Origin of the sequence: Myxococcus sp. AB036A, from assembly GCF_006547355.1 — a bacterium.
GTDB lineage: Bacteria > Myxococcota > Myxococcia > Myxococcales > Myxococcaceae > Myxococcus > Myxococcus virescens.
The window spans coordinates 17,471-37,723 of the sequence record NZ_VHLC01000069.1 but is presented as its reverse complement, the minus strand read 5'-3'; the positions used below and the strand labels follow the sequence as shown (position 1 = coordinate 37,723).

The following is a 20,253-nucleotide window of genomic DNA, read 5'->3' as shown; positions in this document are numbered from 1 at the left end:
GTTGCTTTCCGGGGACGTGTGGACGGGCTGACTCGCAGCACGCCCTCGCTTGGCGGCTCAACTCACCTCGGGCTGGCGCTCAGCAGTTTCGTTCCCAAAACGCCTGGTACTCGACTGCAACCTCTTCGACGAAGGTTTGCCACTCCTCGCCGCGCATGGCTGACACGTCCCCAACCTGCTGCATTCCGAGGTGGTGGTGGAGGAGGCGCTCCACCCTCTTGCGCGGCATGGTTTTCAGCACGTTAGAGAGGTACTGCACGAGGCGCGCGTTGGGCCGCCTCGCGCCCGAGTCGCCGCGGCGCGCTGCTTCGGCTGCCGTCGACGCGTCCACCCGGAGCTTCGCCAAGTCGTGAAGCGGCAGCCCCTGGAAGGCATGCTGCTCCTCCGAGGACAGGCGGCGCTCGGGCTGCAGGGAGTAGCGCGTCTGCCACCAGTCCTTCGCGGCCCCGTGACGCTGGACTTCAACGGCCCACGTCTCAAGCCCAAACGCGTGCCGCACGCGCAGGACGTCCTTGAAAAAGCCAATCCCGTACTCAAGCACCTTCACCTCGCGCGTCTCGAAGAGGGCGACGTTGTGGGTAAATCGCAGCACGGGCTTGTGTCCCTCCGCCTTCAGCCTCCGGGTAAAGGGGACGAACTTGTTGTCGATGACAGCCACGTCGCGCGGGTGCGGCTCCCCGAGGAAGACGACGACGGCGGCGTCGCCGTCATTCTCCAACTTCAGCCAGGCGACCCCGGCCTCCTTGGGCTGCTTCGTCAACTCCTGCGTGCGGCAGTCCTCCCCCAAGGGCTGGGCTGGGGCAGGGCTGGGCGTCTGGGTAACTGGCCTGGGGAAGTCGCTCTCGTCACGCATGCGTGCCTCGGGGCCGGAGGAGGTTGTGGCCGCCGCTACTGGGGAGCCGCTCCGCCCTGCAGAGACAAAGGCTCGGTGCCCGCAATCGGGGACATGCCGACGCGCACGAATTTCCACTGGGGCCTTCAACTCTCCAGGTAATCAGTTTTTGCTGGAGTCCTGGTGGCTTGCCCCGCATCCGGTAGCACCATGAGAAGGAGGCCGCGGCGGGCCATCCAGCATGGAGGGTCGCTCCTTCATGGGGGCGGCGATGGCCTCTGCTTGGCGGGCCTCATGCCCCTCTGCCTTGAACACGGGCGGAGTTCCCACCTCCTCCATTCGGACGCCCACGCTGCGCTCCAAGGGAAGAGGCAACGAGCACTCCACGACGGGCTGGCCATGACTGCTCGGAACGAGTGAGGAGTGCGTGGGCGAGGCAACCTTCGCACCGAAGGGCGCGGACCGCCGTCTCCCCAGAAGCAGCTCTCGCTCGCACCAGGGCAACCCCAGCAGACGCACGGAGTGGTGCTCACTGGTGACGCGCAACCGGCGGTCCCAGCACGACGCGAGGGCAAGTAGGACGATGAAGGCGGGGAACAGGAGAGCGAGTGGCCTCATCACCCACGTTTCCCCCTCCGACTCTCACATTCCTGCCGGACTGCCGGACTTCCTGCCGGACTTCCCCTGCAGAAGTCCGGCACCCAAAACGGCTGTAACTACGAGTGGTTAGGCCCTCCTGCCGGACTTGCCGGACTTCCTCCCCCGTCCCGCCCCTCTACGGGGAAATATTTTCTGCGCGCTTCCCTCCCAAAATATTCTCCCTCGCGTACGTAAAGGTGCCTTTGAAGTCCGGCAAGTCCGGCAGAGTGACTCAACCCCATGAAGTTGTTACGGAAATTGCTGCCGGACTTCATGCCGGACTTCTGCCGGACTTTGGAAAAGTCCGGCAGCTGAAGTCGGGGGCGGGGCCCTGCTTTAACTGGAGGTACCGGGCGCCTGGGTGAGACTTCGGCACCTCCGGCCTCCCTGGCCTGGTTGCTGGGTGCCAGGACCGGCTCAACGGACCGCATCCGGGTCGGCCAATCAGCTCGCGCCCCCTGAGCGCGCAGGACTACCACTTGCTCCCAGTTGCCCTTCGCCTGCGCGCGGAAGTCAGGGCAAGGCGAGAACCGTTCAGGCTTTGGCGAAGCTGCCCCTTGGTACTCCTGAGCGCCCGGGCAGCTTGAGCAGAACGGGACTCCGATTCGCGCAGGTGCCCCACAGGAGAGGACGGCCCATGACAGGTCGAAGGCGCGGCTGTCTCGGCGGCTGCGTGAAGCCCGAAGCTGTTCGTCCAGGTTGGTCCAGGGCCAGCACACTCCCGCGCTCGGGGTAGTTCCCCTCCGACAGGCGCCCTCCCCCGCCGACCCCGACTGAGAGCGCCCGCCGATAAGTGAACGCGGACACTTTCGCGTTCAGTTTCGCCGTTCACTTTCGCCGAGCCAGGCCACGCCCGTTCACTTTCCCTGTGGAGCTCCGGCCTGGCGCGCGAAAGCACACGCCTGGCACCACAGCCTTTGTAGTTTTGCGAGGTTAGGGCGGACAGCCACCAGGTCCTCGAGCGCCGCGGGATCGCTCCGGGCAATAATTCGGGCCTGGAAGCACACTCCGTCCAACGAGCCGGACTCGCAAGCCGTTCACTTTCCTGGCCCGTTTGCCCGTTCCCCGCCGAAGCCCCGCTGGCCGCCACCTGGCCCACCTGGCGCGCGCCCCCGGGCAACCCCGCGCGCCGCGCCTTTCGCCGCGTGACACCCCTTTCGTGCGCGCGTGTCCCCCAGCGCTTCGGGCCGCAGGCCTTTGTCCTCCTCGTGAGCCCCACGCGGCCCCGAGTTGCCCTCGAAGCACCGGCCCTCCGCCCCGCGCGCACCTGGGCGCGCGTGCCGTTACCAGGGCCGAGCCGAATGGCCGAAAACAGGTAAAGGCGGCCGTTCGGCCTCATCGCCCCACGCTGTTTCGCGCGCTTACGAGGCCTCCTGGCGGGCCGAAGCGCCGAGGCCCATGGCCGCTTTCCCCGGGTTGGCGCCACCTGCCGCCCATCGCGGGGCCCAGCTCGTCCCCAGTCACCTTCACCGCCTGCCCCGGCCGGGCGCAACCATGCCTACCGATGACGCCAGCACGCCTACCTTGCCTACCCCTGACGCCAGGGTGGGGGGGGTGGTGCGATTTTTCGTGGGGCCGGCGCTGCCGGGGCGTGTATCGGGGGCCCTTTTCGAGAGAGTCAGCTCCGAAAAAGTGAACACCCCGCCCCTGTTCATTTGCACCCGGTAAGTGAACGCCTCGCGCTGTTCACTTTCGCCGGCTGCGCCTGCGCCTGGGGCAGTCCGCGCGGGCCCCGAGCACGGCCACCCCTCACCGCCTCCGCGCGGCACCCCGGCCCAACCAGGGGCTCTCGCGGGCGCTCAGCGCGGAGGCGGCATGCCCCATCAGCAGGGCAAGTCGTTCGTCACGCGCACCAGCTCGTCGTCCGAGGGGTGCGTGTAGATGACGGTGGAGTCGACGCTTCGCTGCCTCGCGAACTTCTGAGTGAGGCGAATGTCCTTCGTCCTCCGGTACACCCCGGTGCATGCGGTGTGGCGGGTGCAGTGGAAGTTCAGGTGCCGCTCCAGCCCCGCGCGCTCCTGCCACACCGCGAAGCCGTGGCGCACCTGCCGCGTGGACAGGCGCAGGCCCTTGCGGCTCAGGAAGAGCGGCGCCTGGGGCCCCACGTCATGCCCCTGCGCGCGCTTGAGGCGCAGCAACTTCTCCAGCTTCGCGCGCACCGTGTCCGAGAGGACAACCTCCTGGGGGCGCGGGTGCCGGCGGCAGCCCTTGAAGACGTGCAACAGCACGTGCCGGCGTGCGCGCCCGCGCTCGTCGAAGATGTCCCCGACGTTGAGGGCCACCAGTTCGTGCTCACGCAGGCCCGAGGCCAGCGCGAGGCTGTAGAGGCAGTGGTCCCTGAATCCATCCTTGTGCAGCCCCGTGGCGCGCAGCAGCCGCGCCACCTCCTTCTCCGTGAGGGTGCGGGGTGCGCGGGTGACAGCGGCATAGGCAGACATGGCGGCTCCTTCGTGAAGAGGACGTGGCCATACGCGCTCTGTCGCCCCAACAAGACAAGTCATTAACCACGCTGCTCATTGATTCTTCGCCGGCGCCGCAAGCGGCCCTGGCCTTCCCCAACCTCTCCAAGAAGGAGTCCCTGTGAATCAGCCTGTCTCATTCGACTTCGAATCGCACCACGTTCCGCGTCGTCACCGACGCGCACGGCGAGCATTGGTTCGTCGCCAAAGACATCGCAGAATCCCTCGAATACCGCATGGCCAGCGACCTGACACGCGTGCTCGCAACGGACGAGGTCCGTACGCACGACGTGCGTACGGACGCAGGGACTCGGGAGATGTCCATCATCAGTGAGCCTGGGCTGTACCGCGCCATCTTCGCGGCCAAGCCCCACAGCCACGAGAAGGCCGAGAAGGTAGAGAGGTTCCGCCGCTGGGTGACACACACGGTGTTGCCCTCCATCCGTAAGACGGGCAGCTACACGACGCCAGGCGCTCCGTCACCACAGCCGCGCCCCTCGCCGCTCCAAGCCCAGGTGCTGGCCCACCTGGAAGTAGCCAGGACGCTCGCCTCCTTCATCCCGGGACTCAAGCCGGAGCTGGCCGCGGCCTGCGCCCTCGACGCCATCCACCGAGACACTGGGCTGACGATGGAGCCCCACCGCAAGGGGCTGCCGGCTGCCGCCGAGCCCCCCGCGCGGCTCAACGCCACGCAGCTCGGCCAGAAGGTGGGGCTGTCCGCCCGGAAGATGAACCTCCGCCTGGAAGCATGCGGCCTCCAGCGACGCAACGAGCGCGAGGAATGGGAGCTGACGGACGCGGGTCGGGAGTACGCCGAGGCCGTCCCCTTCAGTCGCAACGGCCATGCCGCCTACCAGCTCCTCTGGCGACCCGAGGTGCTCGGCGTCCTGGAGGATGTCGCTCGCTCCTCGGCGATTTCCGTCGGCCTCGGTTGAAGGAGGGCACCGTGACACTCGGCATCGTCAAGCGCACCGAGGACGACCTCACCCAGTGGCTCGCCACCGAGTCGGGCTTCATCTCCGGCCTGTGCCACTACGACAGCGAGCCGGTGGTGTTGGAGCCCTACCAGCAGGCCCTGCTGGACAACCGCTCCCGCTTCCGCTGGGTGGCGAAGAGCCGCCAGGTGGGCTTCTCCTTCCTCTTCGCCCTCGAGGCCCTCGCCCGCTGCCACCTGCGCGACGGCCACACGGCCGTCTTCGTCTCGTACAATCTCTCGGACGCGGTGGAGAAGGTGCTCATCGCCCGGCAGGTGTACGAGGAGCTGCCGCTCGCCTACCAGAAGAAGCTCGTCACCGACGCGAAGACGGAGCTGGCCTTCGAGTCGAACTCCCGAGGCCGGCGCCTCTCGCGCATCATCTCCGTTCCCGCCAAGCCTCCGCGCGGGAAGCGCGGCGATGTGTACCTGGACGAGCTGGCGCACCTAGTCAACGACCGCGAAGTCTACACCGGCAGCACCGCCCTCATTCTGCGCTCGCATGGGCAACTCACCGGGGGCAGCACCCCGCTCGGCCGGCGCGGCATCTTTTGGGAGATTGACGCCCAGGAGCTGCGCAAGTACCCGCACCACACCCGCCAGCTGGTGCCCTGGTGGCTGTGCCGCTTCTTCTCCCTCGACGTGCGGCGCGCCTCGGTGGAAGCCCCTCTCATGTCCACCGAGGAGCGCGTCGCGCGCTTCGGGCGCCCCGTCCCCGTGGAGCAGTTCGACTCCCTGCCCCAGGAGGACTTCCAGCAGGAGTTCGAATGCCTTTTACGTCGACGAGTCCTACAGCTTCCTCTCCTACGAGCTCATCCTCCCGTGCACCACCGACGAGCTGCCCTTGGCCCAGGACGCGTCCGACGTGCCCGTGCCCCAGGGACGCTTGGTGGCGGGATTCGACGTGGGCCGCACCCGAGACCGCTCCGAGCTGGCCGTCTTCGAGGAGGTGGCGGGCCGCTTCACCTGCCGTATGTTGCGCAGCTTCGAGGGTGTGCCCTTTGCGGAGCAGGAGGCCCACCTCCGTCGTCTCCTCTCCGTCCTGCCCGTGGCTCGACTCTCCGTCGACCGCAGCGGCATCGGAATGAATCTTGCTGAGAATCTTGCCCGCGACTTTCCCCAAGTCGTGGCGGAGAACTTCACCAACGAGGCCAAGGAGCGCTGGGCCACCGACTTCAAGATTCTCCTCCAGCGCCGCGACGTCACCCTGCCGCGCCAGCGTGAGCTTGTCGGGCAGATCCACTCCATCAAGCGGCGCGTGCTGCCGTCGGGGAAGGTGTCCTTCGACGCCGAGCGCACCAACCGCGGGCACGCGGACAAGTTCTGGGCCGTGGCCCTGGCGTGCCAGCGGGAGCGTGGACCGGAGAGACGAGGTAGCGGAGAGATTGGGGTGAGGGTGATTGGCTGAGGCCGTGCCTGATGGATGTGGACGCCGCAGATAGGGCGCGATGAGCGCCGCCTGGACGAGGAACAGGTAGTTCGCCGCGAGCCTGTTACATCTGACGTTAAACTAGATGCTTGTCCTTGAGGCAGCCCACAACTCGTCAATGACGGAGCGCTGACGATAGAGCACTGTGTTGAATCTGAAGGCACCATGCCTTCACAACTCTTCCGCGACTTGCGTGGACCGCCAACCAGATGACCAACATCCGAATCGGGACGATGCTCGTGAGGCGATGCTGAAGACGTTCCCCACAGCGCCTGCCTGGCTGGTAGCAGACGATATCCGCCAGCACGATTTCTTACAAAGGCCAAGCCCGACAGGGCATCCACTCTTTGATTACCAACAGTCCGACAAGCTCTACGCTTGCTCACACAGGAAGTGCCAGGCGGCATCCCTACTTCTTTAGAAAATCGAGGTATCGCGATGGCAAGTGTTGCGGAGACCATTCGTCGGAATCGAAGTGAAATCATCCGTAGATGGTCCGAGCAGGCCACCCGCGCGGCATCCGCCCGAAGGCTGGATGGGCCCGAGTTCGAAAACGTCATACCTACGTATCTAGCCTCGCTTGCCGACGAAGAAGGGGCACCCGGTGCGCTCGCCAACGCCCGGAAAGCGCACATCGAAAGCCATGTAGCCGCCCGCCTCCGACAGGGCTTCAATGTCGCGGAAGTCATCGAGGAGTTCGCCATCCTGGGACGGTGCATTACCCACACGTGGGCGAACGCTTCGCCCGAGGCCCGTCCTAGCGTCCAGGACGTTGAGCGCCTCTTCACCGAGCTGCATGACGCATCAACCGCCGTGGCGGAAATCTTCAGTCAGCATCTGATGGAGGACGAGCAGACGGAGAAACGATACTTGCGGCTCCTCCAGCAGGGAGCCAGCGAAGCGCTCATGGAGGAGACGACGTCCCTGCATCACCACTTAAAGGGAGCCCTTGAGTTGGTCGTCGAGGCCATGGGCGCTCAGAGCGCGGCCGTGCTTCTGTATGAAGTCGAGGGGGAAAGGCTCGTTACCGCAGCCGCTGCGGGGATAGCGAGCGAGCACCTGGAGAACTACGCGACCTCGATGAGTCCCGCATCCTTTCCCGGAATGGTTGCCGCTGGGGGCGATGAGACCAGTTCGGTCCTGGATGCCGAGACGACGCCGCTCGAGCTGAGCCCTCTGCTTCGCCAGAGCGGACTGCGTTCGCTGCTCGGGGTTCGACTCCCCCCCCACCGTGCACTGGTGGGCATCATGTTTGTCGGCCTTACCGAGGTCCGGGAATTCACCGCACGGGAGAAGGCACGGCTGCTCTCGCTGGGACAACAGCTTGGCGTCCATCTGGACAACGCCAAGCTGTACGCGAAGCTGCGCGAGAAAATCGAAGCGCTGCAGGCCGAACGAGCGCTTCGCGAACACTTCGTCTCGGTGCTCGCCCATGACCTTCGCGGACCGCTGTCGGCGGCGAAGTCAGGGGCGCAGCTTCTCATGCGGCACCCCGAACGATTGGACCAACGACGAGACCTGGCTCTGCGCATCGACCGGAACATCGAACGCACCGACCAGATGGTGCGGGACCTGCTCGACGCGAACCGCATCCAGGCAGGCCAGCGGCTCCCGCTTCGCCTCGACACCTGCGACCTAGGCGGCGTCGCCCAGGAGGTGGTCGAAGAGTTGATTGCGCTCCATGGGGACCGCTTCGTGCTCCATGCGGAGGAGCGCGTCCGGGGAGTCTGGAGCGCGGAGGAACTCCGCCGCGCGCTCTGGAACCTGGGGAGCAACGCCATCAAGTACGGCTCCGCCACCGAACCCATCACCTTCACAGTCACCCGGACCGGAGACACGGCACGAGCGTCAGTCCACAACCGAGGTCCTGTCATCGCTCTCACGGACCAGGAACAGATTTTCAAGCCTTTCACCCGGACCCACTCTGCGCAGGAAGGGACGTCGAGGGGGTGGGGACTTGGACTGGCGCTCGTCTGGGGGTGTGCGCAAGCACATGGTGGAAGCGTCACAGTCCAGAGTGACGCCGCGACCGGAACGACCTTCACCCTTACGCTGCCGCTGGACTCCCGGCCCTACCAGCCGCGCGAGCCGTAAGCCGCCCATCCTGCCCCGGTATCGGGCGTGAGCTGACAGAGAGGTGACACCCCAGAAGTTTTACAAATATGCTCCCCTTCTTCGCCTCCCATTGGACGCTGAGTGTGCTCTTCCAAAGCCTCTTCCAGCACCGCTATGCCGCGCATCGGATGTTCACGATGACGCCGCGCTCAGAACGCGTGCTGCATCTGAGCACCGCGCTTGTGCAGGGCTCGAGCTACCTCGACCCACGCGCCTACGCCATCTTGCACCGTGAACACCATGCCTATGCGGACACCGCCCGTGACCCACACTCCCCTGCGCACCACAAGCACCTGCCGCGCATGATGCTGGAAACGGGGCGTCGCTTCGGGGGGCTGCTCACAAGACAAGTCCAGGCAGAGGCACGATTCATTGGTGGCTACCCCGAGTGGCCCGCGGTGGACCGCTTCTTCAGCAGTTGGGCTGCCCGCCTGGGGTTTGGTGCGCTCTACACGCTCGTCTACAAGCGCTTCGCCACGCGCCGGTGGCACTGGGCGCTCCTCCCCTTGCACTTCGTGATGGGGCCTGTGCATGGCGCCATCGTGAACTGGTGCGGACACCGGTACGGCTACCGCAACTTCGCGAACCGAGACCAGTCGCGCAACACGCTGCCCCTGGACGTGGTGTGCATGGGCGAGCTGTTCCAAAACAACCACCACGCCCGGCCGGCGAGCCCCGATTTCGCCGCGAAGCGCTTCGAGCTAGACCCCACCTGGCAGGTCATGCGCCTGCTCGCCCGAATGAAGCTCATCCAGGTGATGCACGCCCCGCCGGCGCGTCCAGAGGCAGCGGGGAGGCGCAGCCAGCACTCGACGCTCCGTCCATTCGACGGTCGCAAAGCTCAAGGCGATGCGCAAGGGAAAACCAGAAACAAAGGGATACTTCAGCCGGCGAGAAACTCCCGCCATGACTAATTTTAGATTGTCTCTTCAATCATATGGGCCTTGAGCGTAACACAAGCATGACAGGCCCATTCCCTCATCGCGGTGTCTCTCATGTCCTACTGCATCACTATCGTCCCCGAGCTCTCGGAAGCGTACGAGCAGCTTCCTCCCTCTGAACGCCAACCCATCCAGGAGCGACTGGACATGCTCGCCGCGGCGGCCGAGGATGCCGCCCAATCCCCATCCAAGCTGGGGCGTCCCCATGCGAAGGAACTCGCGGTCGTCTCGCCAGGAATTCACCGGGTATTCCTGGGCGACCAGTGGATCGCGTATCGCGTCCAGGCGGAGGACCGCACCCTCCAGTTGCTAGACTTCGGAAGCTGGAGCATGACTCCACTGGCTCGCCAAGCGCCCCCCGCCGCAGAATGGCATAGCTCGGGACGCCCGGAGAGCGGCTGGGACAACGAGGGAGGCGGCAGCCCCCCATCCCCCTCCTAGGCCTCAAGATTTGAACTCCAGCGGGCAGTCGCTGCGGCTTCGTGGATCGACCGCTGCACCTCCTACCCGCCCCTCGGACACGGTGGCTCGCGACCGCGAAGTGCGCCGGCGACATGCCTGCGGGGACAGAAGCCGGAGCCAAGCTTCTTGAGCCCTAGCAATGACCATCAACTCGGATACGCTCCGGTGGCTGGTGCAGTGAGCTCCGCAGCCTGCACTCGGCTAATCACGCATACTTGGCATTGACGACGGGGCGCTGGGCGTAACGCCGGCATCAGGTACTCACGGGCGAAGGTGAGAGATACTGAGCCCGAGGTGCCACTTTCCATCGTCACGAGCGCCTCGATTCTGTTCGTTGGGTACCAATCCTGGTGAGTAAGCGTTCAGGGGAGATAGACGGTTGAAGAAGGAGCAGGCTTGCAGCCGGCGGGAGGCTTGTCGCTCGCAGAGGCGGCGTGGGACATGAGACAGGGCTTGTCGTGGCCGAGGTCGACCCCAAAGATGCGCGCATCGCGGAGCTCGAGCGTCAAGTCGAGGAGCTGACTCGACTGGTGCACGAGTTGCGGGAGCAGTTGCGGCGCAACTCGGGCAACTCGAACCGGCCACCGTCGAGCGACACGCCGGGGCAGAAAGCCGAGCGGCGCAGGCGGAGCGGGAGCGAGAAGAAACGCGGTGGACAGCCGGGACACAAAGGCCTGACACGCGCGCTGGTTGCCGAGGAGGAGGTGAGCGAGTTCAAGCACCTCTTCCCTTCTGCGTGTGAGAATTGCTGGGCGCCCCTCTCGCCCGAAGGCGGCACGCGGGTGCGGCGCTACCAGTCCGTGGAATTGCCGCCGCTCAAGGCTCACGTCACGCAGTGGATGCGCCATGGCGTGGAGTGCCCCAGGTGCCAGCATGAGACGTGGGCAAGCACCGCGGCGATTCCGACGTTGCCCTTCGGCCCGCGGCTGTCCGCCGTGGTTGGCCTTTTGACGGGCGTCTACTACCTGAGTCGGCGCTCGGCGGTGAGGCTTCTGGGGGATGTGCTGGGCCTCGACATTTCGCTGGGGGCGGTGAGCGCCGTCGAGGCGCGCGTCAGCGAGGCGGTGAAGCCCGCGGTGGACGAGGCCTGGTCCCGGGTGTTGGTGGCGCCGGTGAAGCACACGGACGGCACCCAGTGGCTTGAGGCCGGCCTGGCGCGCAAGCTGTGGACCATCGCCTCGTCAATGGCCACCGTCTTCAAGATTCTGACGGACGGCAAGTCGCGGACGCTCGCGCCGCTCTTCGGCCTGAAGCTCGGCGTCCTCTTCAGCGACCGCGCCACCGCGCTGAATTTCTGGGCCATGGAAGCGCGGCAAGTATGCTGGGCCCACCTGTGCCTACCCAAAATTCAGTCGCTGCGTCATGGGTGCGTCAAGGCTGCATCAAAATGCGCGTCATGACGTGAGCGATTTGCATGACGAGCCGCTGGGCCCTCCCTTCCGTTTGACAGAGATCGGAATTACGCCCGGTTCAGACGCCTCAACACCTCTCTGCCTGCGTGTGGACGCTCCCCGCCCTTCCTGCGAACGCAGGTAGGCTGGTGCAGCACGCGCGGGTCTACGAGGGTGCTGTTGGAAGGACCGAGACTCTACGCAGCGCGGCGCTCGTACCGATGGTGGAGCCCGAAGACTTCCCGTAGCTCTATCACCTTGGCTCCGTGCTCCGGGCCCTATACCTCACGCGTCTCGGGCGCATCTTTCCCGAGCGACAGGTGCGTCCGGCTCGCATTGTCGTAGCGCTGGTACTCGCGCAGCAGGCGCCGAGCGTGGGCTTCGTTCAGGACAACGACCTGGTCCAGCAGCTCCCTACGTATCGAGCCGATGACTCTCTCTCCGCACAGGGATTCTGCCACGGACACCGTGCTGCACTCGGCACCTCGCGAATCCCCAAATGGGTAAACGTGGCGCGAACGCCCTCGGAGTAGAGCTTGTTCCTATCTCGGTGCAAGTATCTCGGAGCACTGGTCTAGGGAAAGGCCTCTCGCAACTGCGGCTTCGTCCATTCTTCCGTCGGGTGCGCTGTCACATTGAGGTGGAGGATTCGCCTGTCTCGGTGACTCACAGTCACAAATCCCAACAGCACTCCGAACGTCGCAGTCGGAATGACAAAGAAGCCCATCCCTGTGGACTCCGCCAGATGCAAGCGCAAGAAGTTCCGCCAAGTTGGTGACTGGTTCGGCGCTCCCCTTCCCGGTCTGGGCATGTACCGAGCGACCGTTGTCTGGCCTACCTCCATCCCCAGCTTCAGTACCCCCCCGTGAATACACGGGGCACCCCATGTCGGGTTGGCTTCGGCCATGCGCCGAATCAACGCGCGCAGTTCCGGAGTTGCCCGAGGCCGCCCCACCCGACTCCGGGACTTCCAGCGCCAGAAGAGCCCAAAGCCCATCCGATTCCACTTCACCACTGTCGCCGGCTGAACCAAGCACAATGGCCTCCGTCAACCCTGCCAGAGGCGTTGGAGAACGCCCCAGAAGATGCGGTCGCCCCGGGCAAGACTCGGGAATGGGCGCTTCTCACGGAAGACTGCGAGCTGCTGGCGAAGAGCCAGATTCTCCAGCGCCAGCTCCGAACGGCTCCGCAGGACCGAGCGCATCGTCTCGACCAGCGCCTTCACGAAAACCCGCCTCTTGCCATTCTCGCCGACCGTAGCTGGCGGGCCAGAATTCTGCCACGCCCTGTCACGCGCCGCCTGGTGCCACAGAGACAGCCGCGCACGCACACACCACGGTCGAGCCCTCCCTTGGCGCAACGGCTCTCCGCATCAAGCCCGCGCGTCCGACCGTCGGTTGGACCGAGCCCCCGTGATTCGGGTCGTCGTGGTCGTTGTCGTCGTTTCCAGCGGCCGACGCCATGGGAAGGTGAGCGCGAGCGCCACTCCCGCCAGTCCCACGACGGAGTAGATGAGGCGAGCAAGAGCGCTGGTCACCTCACGTGAGCCTCCACCGAAGACCGCCTCCACGAGGTTCCAATTGAAGAAGCCGATCAGCCCCCAGTTGATGGCGCCGATGATGGCCAGCACCGCCATCATCTTGGCCAGCACAGCCTTCAGGCGGTCAGCATCCGTGCGTTCCATGGCTCGTTTCCTCGTCTGAGGGTGTCGTGAGGCAAGTAGTAGGCGGTGCCTCCCAGTGAAAACCCCGCTGCCCCTTAGATGAACCTAGTGATTGCCCTGCGCTCGGGCCCGGATGCCTGGCTGTTCAGTGGCGTCTGTTGAAGCAGTCAGAGGCGGGGCAGGGCTACCTTTCGCCCAGGAGATGACCATGGAAAGCGTGCCTCGCAGCCTGACTCGCAAGGAAGCGCCCGGCGCGGAAAGGCGTCCTGCGAGGGCACACGGGGGCCTACCCGGCAGCGCAGCGGAGTGGGCGGACATCCTTGGGGGACTGCGACGGGAGTGGCAGCGCAACAAGCTGAGCGACGCGGCGGCCGCGCTCACGTTCTACGGCCTCCTCTCCCTTTTTCCCTTCCTGCTCCTCACCGTCGCTCTGGCGGGCCTCGTCATTCAACCCTCGCAGGTAGAAGCGCTCATCGGCGCGCTGGGGCGCGAAGTTCCCCCGGCCTTCAGCCGGCTCCTCTATGAGCAGCTCGCGCAACTCACCTCCGGGCCAGGCAGGGGGCTACTGACGATCAGCGCGCTGGCCGCCGCGGGGTCGGCGACCGCCGGGGTAAGAAGTCTCATGATAGCCCTCAATACCGCCTACGATGTGACAGAGAGCCGTCCGCGCTGGAAGCTCCTGGGGATGGCGTTGGGAATGACGCTGGCGGGAGCCGTCCTGGCGCCGCTCGCCGGTTTCATCGCGGTGGGCGCCCCGGCTCTCGCCACCCGGCTCGGTGGGCCCTGGGCAACGCTGGCTGGCTGGCTGGCTGGCTGGCTGAGGTTTCCCCTCGCGGCGCTGCTGATGATGATCCTCTGGGCCGTCCTTTACTCCGTGCTCCCGGATACCCGTCATAGGTTCAAGTTCATCACGCCCGGCTCCGTAGCGGGGGTGCTCGTCTGGCTTGCTGCTTCGCTGGGCTTCTCCTTCTATGTCTCCCGCTTCAGCACGTTCGGCATCACCTATGGAGCCCTGGGAGGCATCATCGTCCTGATGTTGTGGATGTGGATCTCCTCGCTCGCGCTGCTGCTGGGCGCTGAGATCAACGCCGTCCTCGGTCGCCGTTCCTCTAAAGACAAACGCTGAGCCCGCTCCGGTTCGAGCAGACGGCGCGGCGGCGGTCGACAAAGGGGCAATGCGCACGGGCGGCGAGACAGCCGTCTCTTGCGGGCGCGGCCCAAAAGGAGCCTGGTTGCCTGGGGGCTCCGCGGGGCCAGGGGCCGCTCATCTTAACAAGGGCATGAAGAGAACTGCGCACTCCGCCCGCCGTGGCTTGATGGTCGCGCTCGGTGTCGCGGCCGCCGTGCTGGTGCTGACTGCCAGTGCGCTGGCCCTGAAGCCGTCGTGGATCGCCGAGCGTCTGCTCGGGCAGCTCAAGGCCATCGCCACCAGCTCCCTCGGCCGTCCTGTGAGCGTCGAAAAGCTTGATGCCCACTGGCTTCCAAGGCCCGGCGCCACGCTCACGAACCTGCGGGTCGAGGGTGACGGCAACGAGCCACCGTTCCTGGAGGCCCCACGTGTGACTGCTACTGTTCAGCTCTGGCCGCTGATTCGGAGTCTCGGCAAGGATGTGCGCGTGAGCGCGCTGAAGCTCGATGACACGAAGCTGAACCTGGTGCGGCGCGAGGACGGGACATGGAACCACGAATCGCTCGGGAGCACCCGCCCGGAGTCCGAGCGAGGGGCGTCCGTCGAGGACCTTCGGATTCGAGATGGCGTCGTGAATGTGACCGACCTGCAGGCGGCCGGTGGCACCGCCGCGGTCGTGCTTCGGGACATTGACGTGGAATTGATGGGCCTTGGACCGGGACTGGCGTTCGAGGGCGCCATGAAGGCAGCGCTCGCCGCATCGGAGCAGAACGTGGCGATGGACTTCAAGGTCGACCCGCTCCCCGCCGGGAAGCTCCAGCCCGGCCAGCCGGTGCCCGAGGTGACGCTGCACCTGCGCGGCAAGGACCTCTACGTGAACGCATTCCGGAACTTCCTGCCTCCGAGGGCGGCTGGTTATTTCACGGGCGGCCGGATGGACATCGCCGCGGACGTGAAGACCGACCAGGGCGAGTACGCGCTCGCGGGCCACGGCTCAGCGAGAGAGTTGAAGCTTCGCGGTGAGCCGGCGAGCGGCTCGTTCGCATTCACCTCGCGCATCGCCCCGGCCAATGCGAAGGCGGCGAAGGTGGGCTTCACGTAGATTGCCCTCAAGGGCCCCGGCATCCAACTCGGCGGCACGGCCTCGGCCTGGGTGGCGCCCGCGCGCGTGCGCTTCGCGCTGCAAGGGCAGGAACTCGACGTGAAGCACCTGCTCGGAGTGCTGCCACCGCAGCCGAAGGATGAAGAATCGGCCACCGCGCTGCCTGACTCGGTGCGCGCGCAGCTTGGGGAGGTCGATGTGGGAGGAACACTCAAGCTGGCGAAGCTCCACCACGGTGCGCTCGTGGCCACGGACGTAGACGCGCAGGCGAGGCTGGATGACGGCGTGCTCCTCGTGCAGCGTGGTGGCGCAACGATCTATGGCGGGCACGCTGACCTCACGGGGACGCGGGTGGACCTCACCAAGAAGCAGCCCGGAGTGGACACTCAAGGTGGTCCTCGCCGGAATGGACACCGCGAAGGCCTTCCAGTCGCTTTCGGGACAACCGTCACTGAGGGGCAAGGCCAGCGGCGAGCTTCAGCTCACCGGTACCGGAGTGGATTGGGCCCAAGCGCGGGCCAGCGTCACCGGCGGAGGGAGCGTGCAGCTTCGCGACGGTGCCCTCACGACCGCAGACGTCGGTGCGGAGGTGGTTCCGGTACTGACGGCGGGGCTTGGAGGCACTGGGGCTCAAGGACGCGACTGGCACGGTCCAGAAAGCGGTGCAGGGCACCCGACTGAACGACCTGAGCGCGCAGTTCCGGGTCCAGGGCGGATGGGTCGCGTTCACGAAGCCCATGGCGTTCCAGTCGGACATTGGCACCGGGACGCTGGGATGGCCGGGTGGGCCTCGATCAGCGCCTGGAGCTCAAGGGGACGCTCAACGCTTCCGAGCAGTTCGTCTCGGCCATCACCCGCGGTGCGATTCCAATGAAGGCGCCGGTGACGATCCCACTCACGATCACGGGCACGCTCAGAGCGCCTGAGGTGAAGCCTGGCAGCACGCTGGACGTCGCCAAGGGCCTGCTGCCAGGGGGGCTGCCGCAGAAAGGGAGCGAGAACCCGGTGAACCGAGCACGCAAGGGCCTTGGAGACCTCTTCAAGCGACCGAGGAAGTAACGAAGGCGCTTTGCCTCGCTGCAGCGGGAGCCATCAGCATCGGGACGCAGCTTCACCGTCTATTCGCGGTTCGAAGCAGGGCCAACGCTGGCGTGGGACCGATGGACCAGGAACCAGGTGGCGCCGACGGACAGCAGGAGCAGCGAGAGGGCTAGGACCCTCGGAAAAGTTTCCGCGTCTAGTTCCATCACCACAATCTTTCTGACGACCGCGATCAGCGCGGCCTCCATCACCGTTGGCACGATGCTGCGGTTGCGCAGATGTGCGATTCCAATCTTGAAGAGCTCGAGCGCGATGAATACCACCAACCCGACATCGAGCAGGTGCCCGATGGCGGTAGCGTCGAGGGTTCCCCCCAAGAGCCCCCTGTGCACAATTGCCATGAGGAACGCTGCGAGCCCGAGCACGGCAACGAAGGCCGTGCCGATGGTCACGCCTAAGCTGAGACTGGCTTCGATGCGCTCCAGCCATCGCTCGACAGTGCTTCGTGCGCCCATGTTTCCCCCGTGGTTGGCAGACTCCGCGCATCGGTGGGATGGCGGATGAAGTCCACCCGCAGTGGAATGTACCTCCTGTGCCTACCCAAAACTCGGTCGCTGCGTCATGGGTGCGTCCATGCCACATTAGGTAGCGCGTCAATGCGAGTGAGCGAGGCTCGCGGAGAGTCGCTCTGCCTGATGTGGCTCTGCGTGAAACGGACATCGGCTTCATCTACTAAGATGGTGGCACGTCCAACCGAGGCGCCCCGGCAGCGTCGTTCCAGGCCCCCAAGGGCCTGGCCGGTGATGGCCACCTCACCAGGGCGGACGACACAGAGCTGAACCTCACGGCTGCCATCCACCTGCGCCTAAAGCCCCTAGGGTGGAGGTCTCCTGGAGAACCAGCCAGACGCTGCTCGCGGGTTTCCCGGTGTATCCGCCCAAGCCCATCAGACCCGTGTGTGGCACTCGTGCAGGTGCTGGCCGCGCTCACCGGGCGCGTAGACGTCAGCCTGACGAACCCCGACGCACCGGCGCATTTCAGTCCTCGGGCACCGCGCGCCCACTGAGCAGCCGGCCGAGCTCTTCAGCGTTGAATATCCAACGCCCTGTCCCCCCCAGAGCTTGAAGGCGTCGGCGATTCAGCCTCTGGGCCCCCTAAGGACTCGGAAAGGATGATTGGCCCCTCCCTGCTTGTATAGTTCCGATAATGACCTCCGCACTCGAAAGTCCAGCTTGCAGCCAGGACCAGCATCCGTGGAGGGCCGCTAACAACCACGTCGTCCAGTTCTACGAGGACTCCGCGTTTCTCTCAGACGTGGTTGTCCAGTTCCTCGACGGGGGATTCCAGGTCGGAGAACCCGCTGTTGTCATCGCCACGGAGGCCCACCGAGCGAGCTTCGCGCAGCGGTTGAAAGCTCGTGGCACCGACGTGGCGCGCGCGTGCGCGAAGGGGCGGCTCGTCCTCCTCGACGCGCGACAAACACTCAACCGGTTCATGGTCGAAGGGCTGCCTGACTGGCATCGGTTCAAGAGTGTCATCGGGCCGGTTCTTGAGCAGAGCCACCGTGGCGCCCGGGGGGCGTGTGTCCGTGCCTATGGCGAGATGGTGGACCTGCTCGGGAAGGACGGCAACCCGCAGGCCGCGCTCATGTTGGAGGAACAATGGAATGACCTCGCAAAGCAGCATCCCTTCAGTCTGCTGTGCGCCTACTCGATAGGAAACTTCCGCACGCAGGAAGATGCACGGGCGTTCCAGGCTGTCTGCGCCGCACACACGCATGTCGTCCCCACCGAGACGTACTCACGGGAAAAGTCCGAGAGTGTCCGTCTGCGCGAAGTCTCCATCCTCCAACAGCGAGCCCAGGCGCTCGCGGCTGAAATTGAGCATCGCAAACGCGTCGAGAGGGAGTTGCTGGAATCGCTGAAGCTGCGCGATGACTTCCTCTCCATCGCCGGCCACGAGCTGAAGACGCCGCTCACCGCGCTCCAACTCCAGTTCCACACCTTACTGGGCATGGCGCAGGAGCGGAGAGACGAGCCCCTGAAAGAGAAGCTGGTACGTGCTCGGCGGCAGGCAGAACGGCTCACCCTGCTCGCGGACGAACTGCTGGATGTGGCCCGTATCAGCGCGGGCCGGCTCACGCTGCGACTGGAGGCGTGTGATTTGTCAGCGCTCGTGAGCGAGGTGCTGGAACAGTCCTCGGAAGCCGTGGCCCAGGCGCAATGCCAGCTCCACCTGAGCCTGGAGGAGGACGTGAAGGGGATGTGGGACCGTCTGCGCCTGATGCAGGTTGTCACGAACCTGGTCTCCAACGCCCTCAAGTACGGCGCAGGCAGTCCCGTTGAGGTGAAGGCGAGCGCAAGCACGAACGGGGCGCGAGTGTCCGTGCGAGATTTCGGCATCGGCATCCCGCTCAAGGACCAGGCGCGCATCTTCGAGCGATTTGAACGCGCGGTGTCCTCACAGAACCATGGGGGGCTCGGGCTTGGGCTGTGGATAAGCCGGCAGGTCGTCGAAGCCCACGGTGGCGTCATCCGCGTCGAGAGTGAGGCCGGGAACGGCGCCACATTCACCGTCGAGCTTCCGTACTCTCATGGCAACAGCGACTAAGCGCCGTTTCGGACCAGTGTGGCTACTCCGAGAGTTGCTCGCTGCGTCAATCGCTCGTCGAACGCACGTCAAAACGGGCGTCCCAACCCCAAATTCGGTCGCTGCGTCATGGGGGGCGCCGCGGCGATGTTCGACAGTGCGTCGAGGCGAGTGAGCGAGGCGCGAGGAGGCCTCGTCAGCTCAGCGCGTACTCCAAGGCGGACAGCTTCCCTGACACAGGGAGGAGACATCGCCCCCTTGAACAAGCCAGCAGTCACTCCTTTCCCTTCATCGCAGCAAGCGCCTGTGTCAGCGCCTCGGACGCACGCTTGGCGGCATCCGCATCACCACGCGCAGCCAGAACCTCTGCCAATTGGCGTAATTGTCCAGCCGTCAGGCCTACACGCATGCTGGCGGCCATGTGCGAGCGCAACTGTGGCTCCACGCCCGGCGTAGCGGCCAACGCGCCGACCGTGGCCAGCTCGCGGCTCTGCCAGTCGAGGTTGTCGCGCTCGAAGATGTCGCCGAACAAATGCGCCTGCAAAAATTGATTGATGACCGGCGCGAAGTCGAAGAGCGGCCCTTGAACCGGCGCGCCAGAGATCCTCGTCTGGTTCGCGGTCCCGATGGCGACCAGCGCGTCGCCGACGGGGACGGCTCGACTGGGCTCGCGGCCCGGTGCGTCCTTGATACCGCGCTGCTGGCGCGCCTCCACCACCTTCATCAGCTCGCCCAGCGCGTTGAGGCTGCGCGGAAAGCCCGTGTAGGCGTAGAGCTGCACCAGGATCTCTTTCGCTTCGCTGACGGTGAGACCCGCATCGAGCCCTTCGTTCAGGGCAACGTTCAGGCGAGGCATATCGCTCGTGGCCATGAAGGCCGCGATCAACGGGATGGTCTGCTGCTTAGCGGAGAGAGTCTGTTCGGCCGGTGCGGCTGACGTCGTCCGGTGGTCCTGACCCTGGCGTACCGAGGCGCTGGCAGCATCATATTCCTGCTCGGTCACCTTCTCCATCCAAGTCACGCTTCTGCCATCCACGGATCCAGTCACGGCCAGGTGAGTCATCGCGGTGGCTTTTGCGGCGCCGTGCCAATGCTTGACGCCTGGTGGACACACCACCACGTCGCCGGGGTGGATCTCCTGCACGGGCTTGCCCCACTCTTGTGTGAGCCCCACACCCGACGTCACCACCAGCCGCTGCCCCGCAGGATGGGTATGCCACGCGGAGCGGGCGCCAGGTTCGAACGTCACGTAAGCGCTCGAAGCGTTGATCTCTTCATTGGCGGCAAACAAGGGGTCGACGCGCACGCGCCCGCTGAAGTTCTCCGTCGGCCCGACCGTTGGCGATTGGGTGCCGGCGCGCATGATCTGCTGAGTAGGTGACATGGCGTTGGTATCTCCGCGTTGAGCGGTTGCGCAGGCCGTGCCGAAGACCCCTGCGCAGGCCGCGAACCACAAGAGCGATTTGTTCATGTGGATGGATCCTTCCT

General features: G+C 65.5%; 16 protein-coding genes and 1 pseudogene. 10 read left to right on the top strand and 7 right to left on the bottom strand.

What is annotated here, in order from left to right:
• Nucleotides 1-79: 79 nt before the first annotated feature.
• Nucleotides 80-760 (bottom strand): hypothetical protein, encoded by a 681-nt coding sequence (locus FL344_RS25405; protein ID WP_228565361.1) that lies wholly within the window; start codon nucleotides 758-760, stop codon nucleotides 80-82.
• Between the two features lie 2,534 nt (nucleotides 761-3,294).
• A complete protein-coding gene (locus FL344_RS25400) occupies nucleotides 3,295-3,909 on the bottom strand; it encodes a tyrosine-type recombinase/integrase (protein ID WP_141620339.1) in 615 nt (204 codons plus the stop codon).
• A 146-nt stretch (nucleotides 3,910-4,055) separates the two neighbouring features.
• On the opposite strand from FL344_RS25400, the gene FL344_RS25395 reads away from it, so the two are divergent.
• The 5 genes and pseudogenes from FL344_RS25395 to FL344_RS25370 form a co-directional block, all read left to right on the top strand.
• Nucleotides 4,056-4,865, top strand: coding sequence for a Bro-N domain-containing protein (locus tag FL344_RS25395; RefSeq protein ID WP_141620338.1), 810 nt, complete (start codon nucleotides 4,056-4,058; stop codon nucleotides 4,863-4,865).
• A 540-nt stretch (nucleotides 4,866-5,405) separates the two neighbouring features.
• Nucleotides 5,406-6,311: a hypothetical protein gene (locus FL344_RS40105; protein WP_368667451.1), complete on the top strand. Its 906-nt coding sequence runs from the start codon at nucleotides 5,406-5,408 to the stop codon at nucleotides 6,309-6,311.
• A gap of 459 nt (nucleotides 6,312-6,770) precedes the next feature.
• Complete coding sequence (locus tag FL344_RS25380) at nucleotides 6,771-8,426, top strand: ATP-binding protein (protein WP_141620335.1); 1,656 nt, start codon at nucleotides 6,771-6,773, stop codon at nucleotides 8,424-8,426.
• 68 nt (nucleotides 8,427-8,494) lie between these two features.
• On the top strand, nucleotides 8,495-9,361 hold the full coding sequence (locus FL344_RS25375) for an acyl-CoA desaturase (RefSeq protein WP_228565359.1): 867 nt from the start codon (nucleotides 8,495-8,497) through the stop codon (nucleotides 9,359-9,361).
• A gap of 923 nt (nucleotides 9,362-10,284) precedes the next feature.
• Nucleotides 10,285-11,184: pseudogene (locus tag FL344_RS25370) on the top strand (DUF6444 domain-containing protein); the annotation flags it as partial.
• A gap of 335 nt (nucleotides 11,185-11,519) precedes the next feature.
• On the opposite strand, the gene FL344_RS39335 reads toward FL344_RS25370, so the two are convergent.
• The 3 genes from FL344_RS39335 to FL344_RS25355 form a co-directional block, all read right to left on the bottom strand.
• Nucleotides 11,520-11,702, bottom strand: coding sequence for a transposase (locus tag FL344_RS39335; protein ID WP_228565358.1), 183 nt, complete (start codon nucleotides 11,700-11,702; stop codon nucleotides 11,520-11,522).
• Nucleotides 11,703-12,289: 587 nt separating this feature from the next.
• Nucleotides 12,290-12,466 carry a hypothetical protein gene (locus FL344_RS25360; protein WP_153881186.1) on the bottom strand — a complete coding sequence of 59 codons (177 nt, stop codon included), beginning with the start codon at nucleotides 12,464-12,466 and terminating at the stop codon, nucleotides 12,290-12,292.
• Nucleotides 12,467-12,613: 147 nt separating this feature from the next.
• Nucleotides 12,614-12,925: a DUF378 domain-containing protein gene (locus FL344_RS25355; RefSeq protein ID WP_141620333.1), complete on the bottom strand. Its 312-nt coding sequence runs from the start codon at nucleotides 12,923-12,925 to the stop codon at nucleotides 12,614-12,616.
• Nucleotides 12,926-13,112: 187 nt separating this feature from the next.
• On the opposite strand from FL344_RS25355, the gene FL344_RS25350 reads away from it, so the two are divergent.
• From FL344_RS25350 to FL344_RS39320, 4 genes are all read left to right on the top strand, one after another.
• Nucleotides 13,113-14,030 (top strand): YihY/virulence factor BrkB family protein, encoded by a 918-nt coding sequence (locus tag FL344_RS25350; protein WP_228565357.1) that lies wholly within the window; start codon nucleotides 13,113-13,115, stop codon nucleotides 14,028-14,030.
• 154 nt (nucleotides 14,031-14,184) lie between these two features.
• Nucleotides 14,185-15,135, top strand: a complete 951-nt coding sequence (locus FL344_RS39330) for an AsmA family protein (RefSeq protein WP_228565356.1) — start codon at nucleotides 14,185-14,187, stop codon at nucleotides 15,133-15,135.
• A 277-nt stretch (nucleotides 15,136-15,412) separates the two neighbouring features.
• Entirely contained in the window at nucleotides 15,413-16,009 is a 597-nt protein-coding gene (locus tag FL344_RS39325; protein WP_368667450.1) for an AsmA-like C-terminal region-containing protein, read from the top strand.
• Nucleotides 15,919-16,194, top strand: a complete 276-nt coding sequence (locus tag FL344_RS39320; protein WP_228565364.1) for a hypothetical protein — start codon at nucleotides 15,919-15,921, stop codon at nucleotides 16,192-16,194. Before FL344_RS39325 ends, FL344_RS39320 begins: the two co-directional genes overlap by 91 nt.
• A 59-nt stretch (nucleotides 16,195-16,253) precedes the next feature.
• On the opposite strand, the gene FL344_RS25340 is transcribed toward FL344_RS39320, so the two are convergent.
• Entirely contained in the window at nucleotides 16,254-16,691 is a 438-nt protein-coding gene (locus FL344_RS25340; RefSeq protein WP_141620331.1) for a phosphate-starvation-inducible PsiE family protein, read from the bottom strand.
• A gap of 691 nt (nucleotides 16,692-17,382) precedes the next feature.
• On the opposite strand from FL344_RS25340, the gene FL344_RS25335 reads away from it, so the two are divergent.
• A complete protein-coding gene (locus FL344_RS25335; protein WP_141620330.1) occupies nucleotides 17,383-18,786 on the top strand; it encodes an ATP-binding protein in 1,404 nt (467 codons plus the stop codon).
• Nucleotides 18,787-19,039: 253 nt separating this feature from the next.
• Here FL344_RS25335 and FL344_RS25330 read toward each other — a convergent pair whose 3' ends face one another.
• Nucleotides 19,040-20,236: a carboxymuconolactone decarboxylase family protein gene (locus FL344_RS25330; RefSeq protein WP_141620329.1), complete on the bottom strand. Its 1,197-nt coding sequence runs from the start codon at nucleotides 20,234-20,236 to the stop codon at nucleotides 19,040-19,042.
• Nucleotides 20,237-20,253 lie beyond the last annotated feature (17 nt).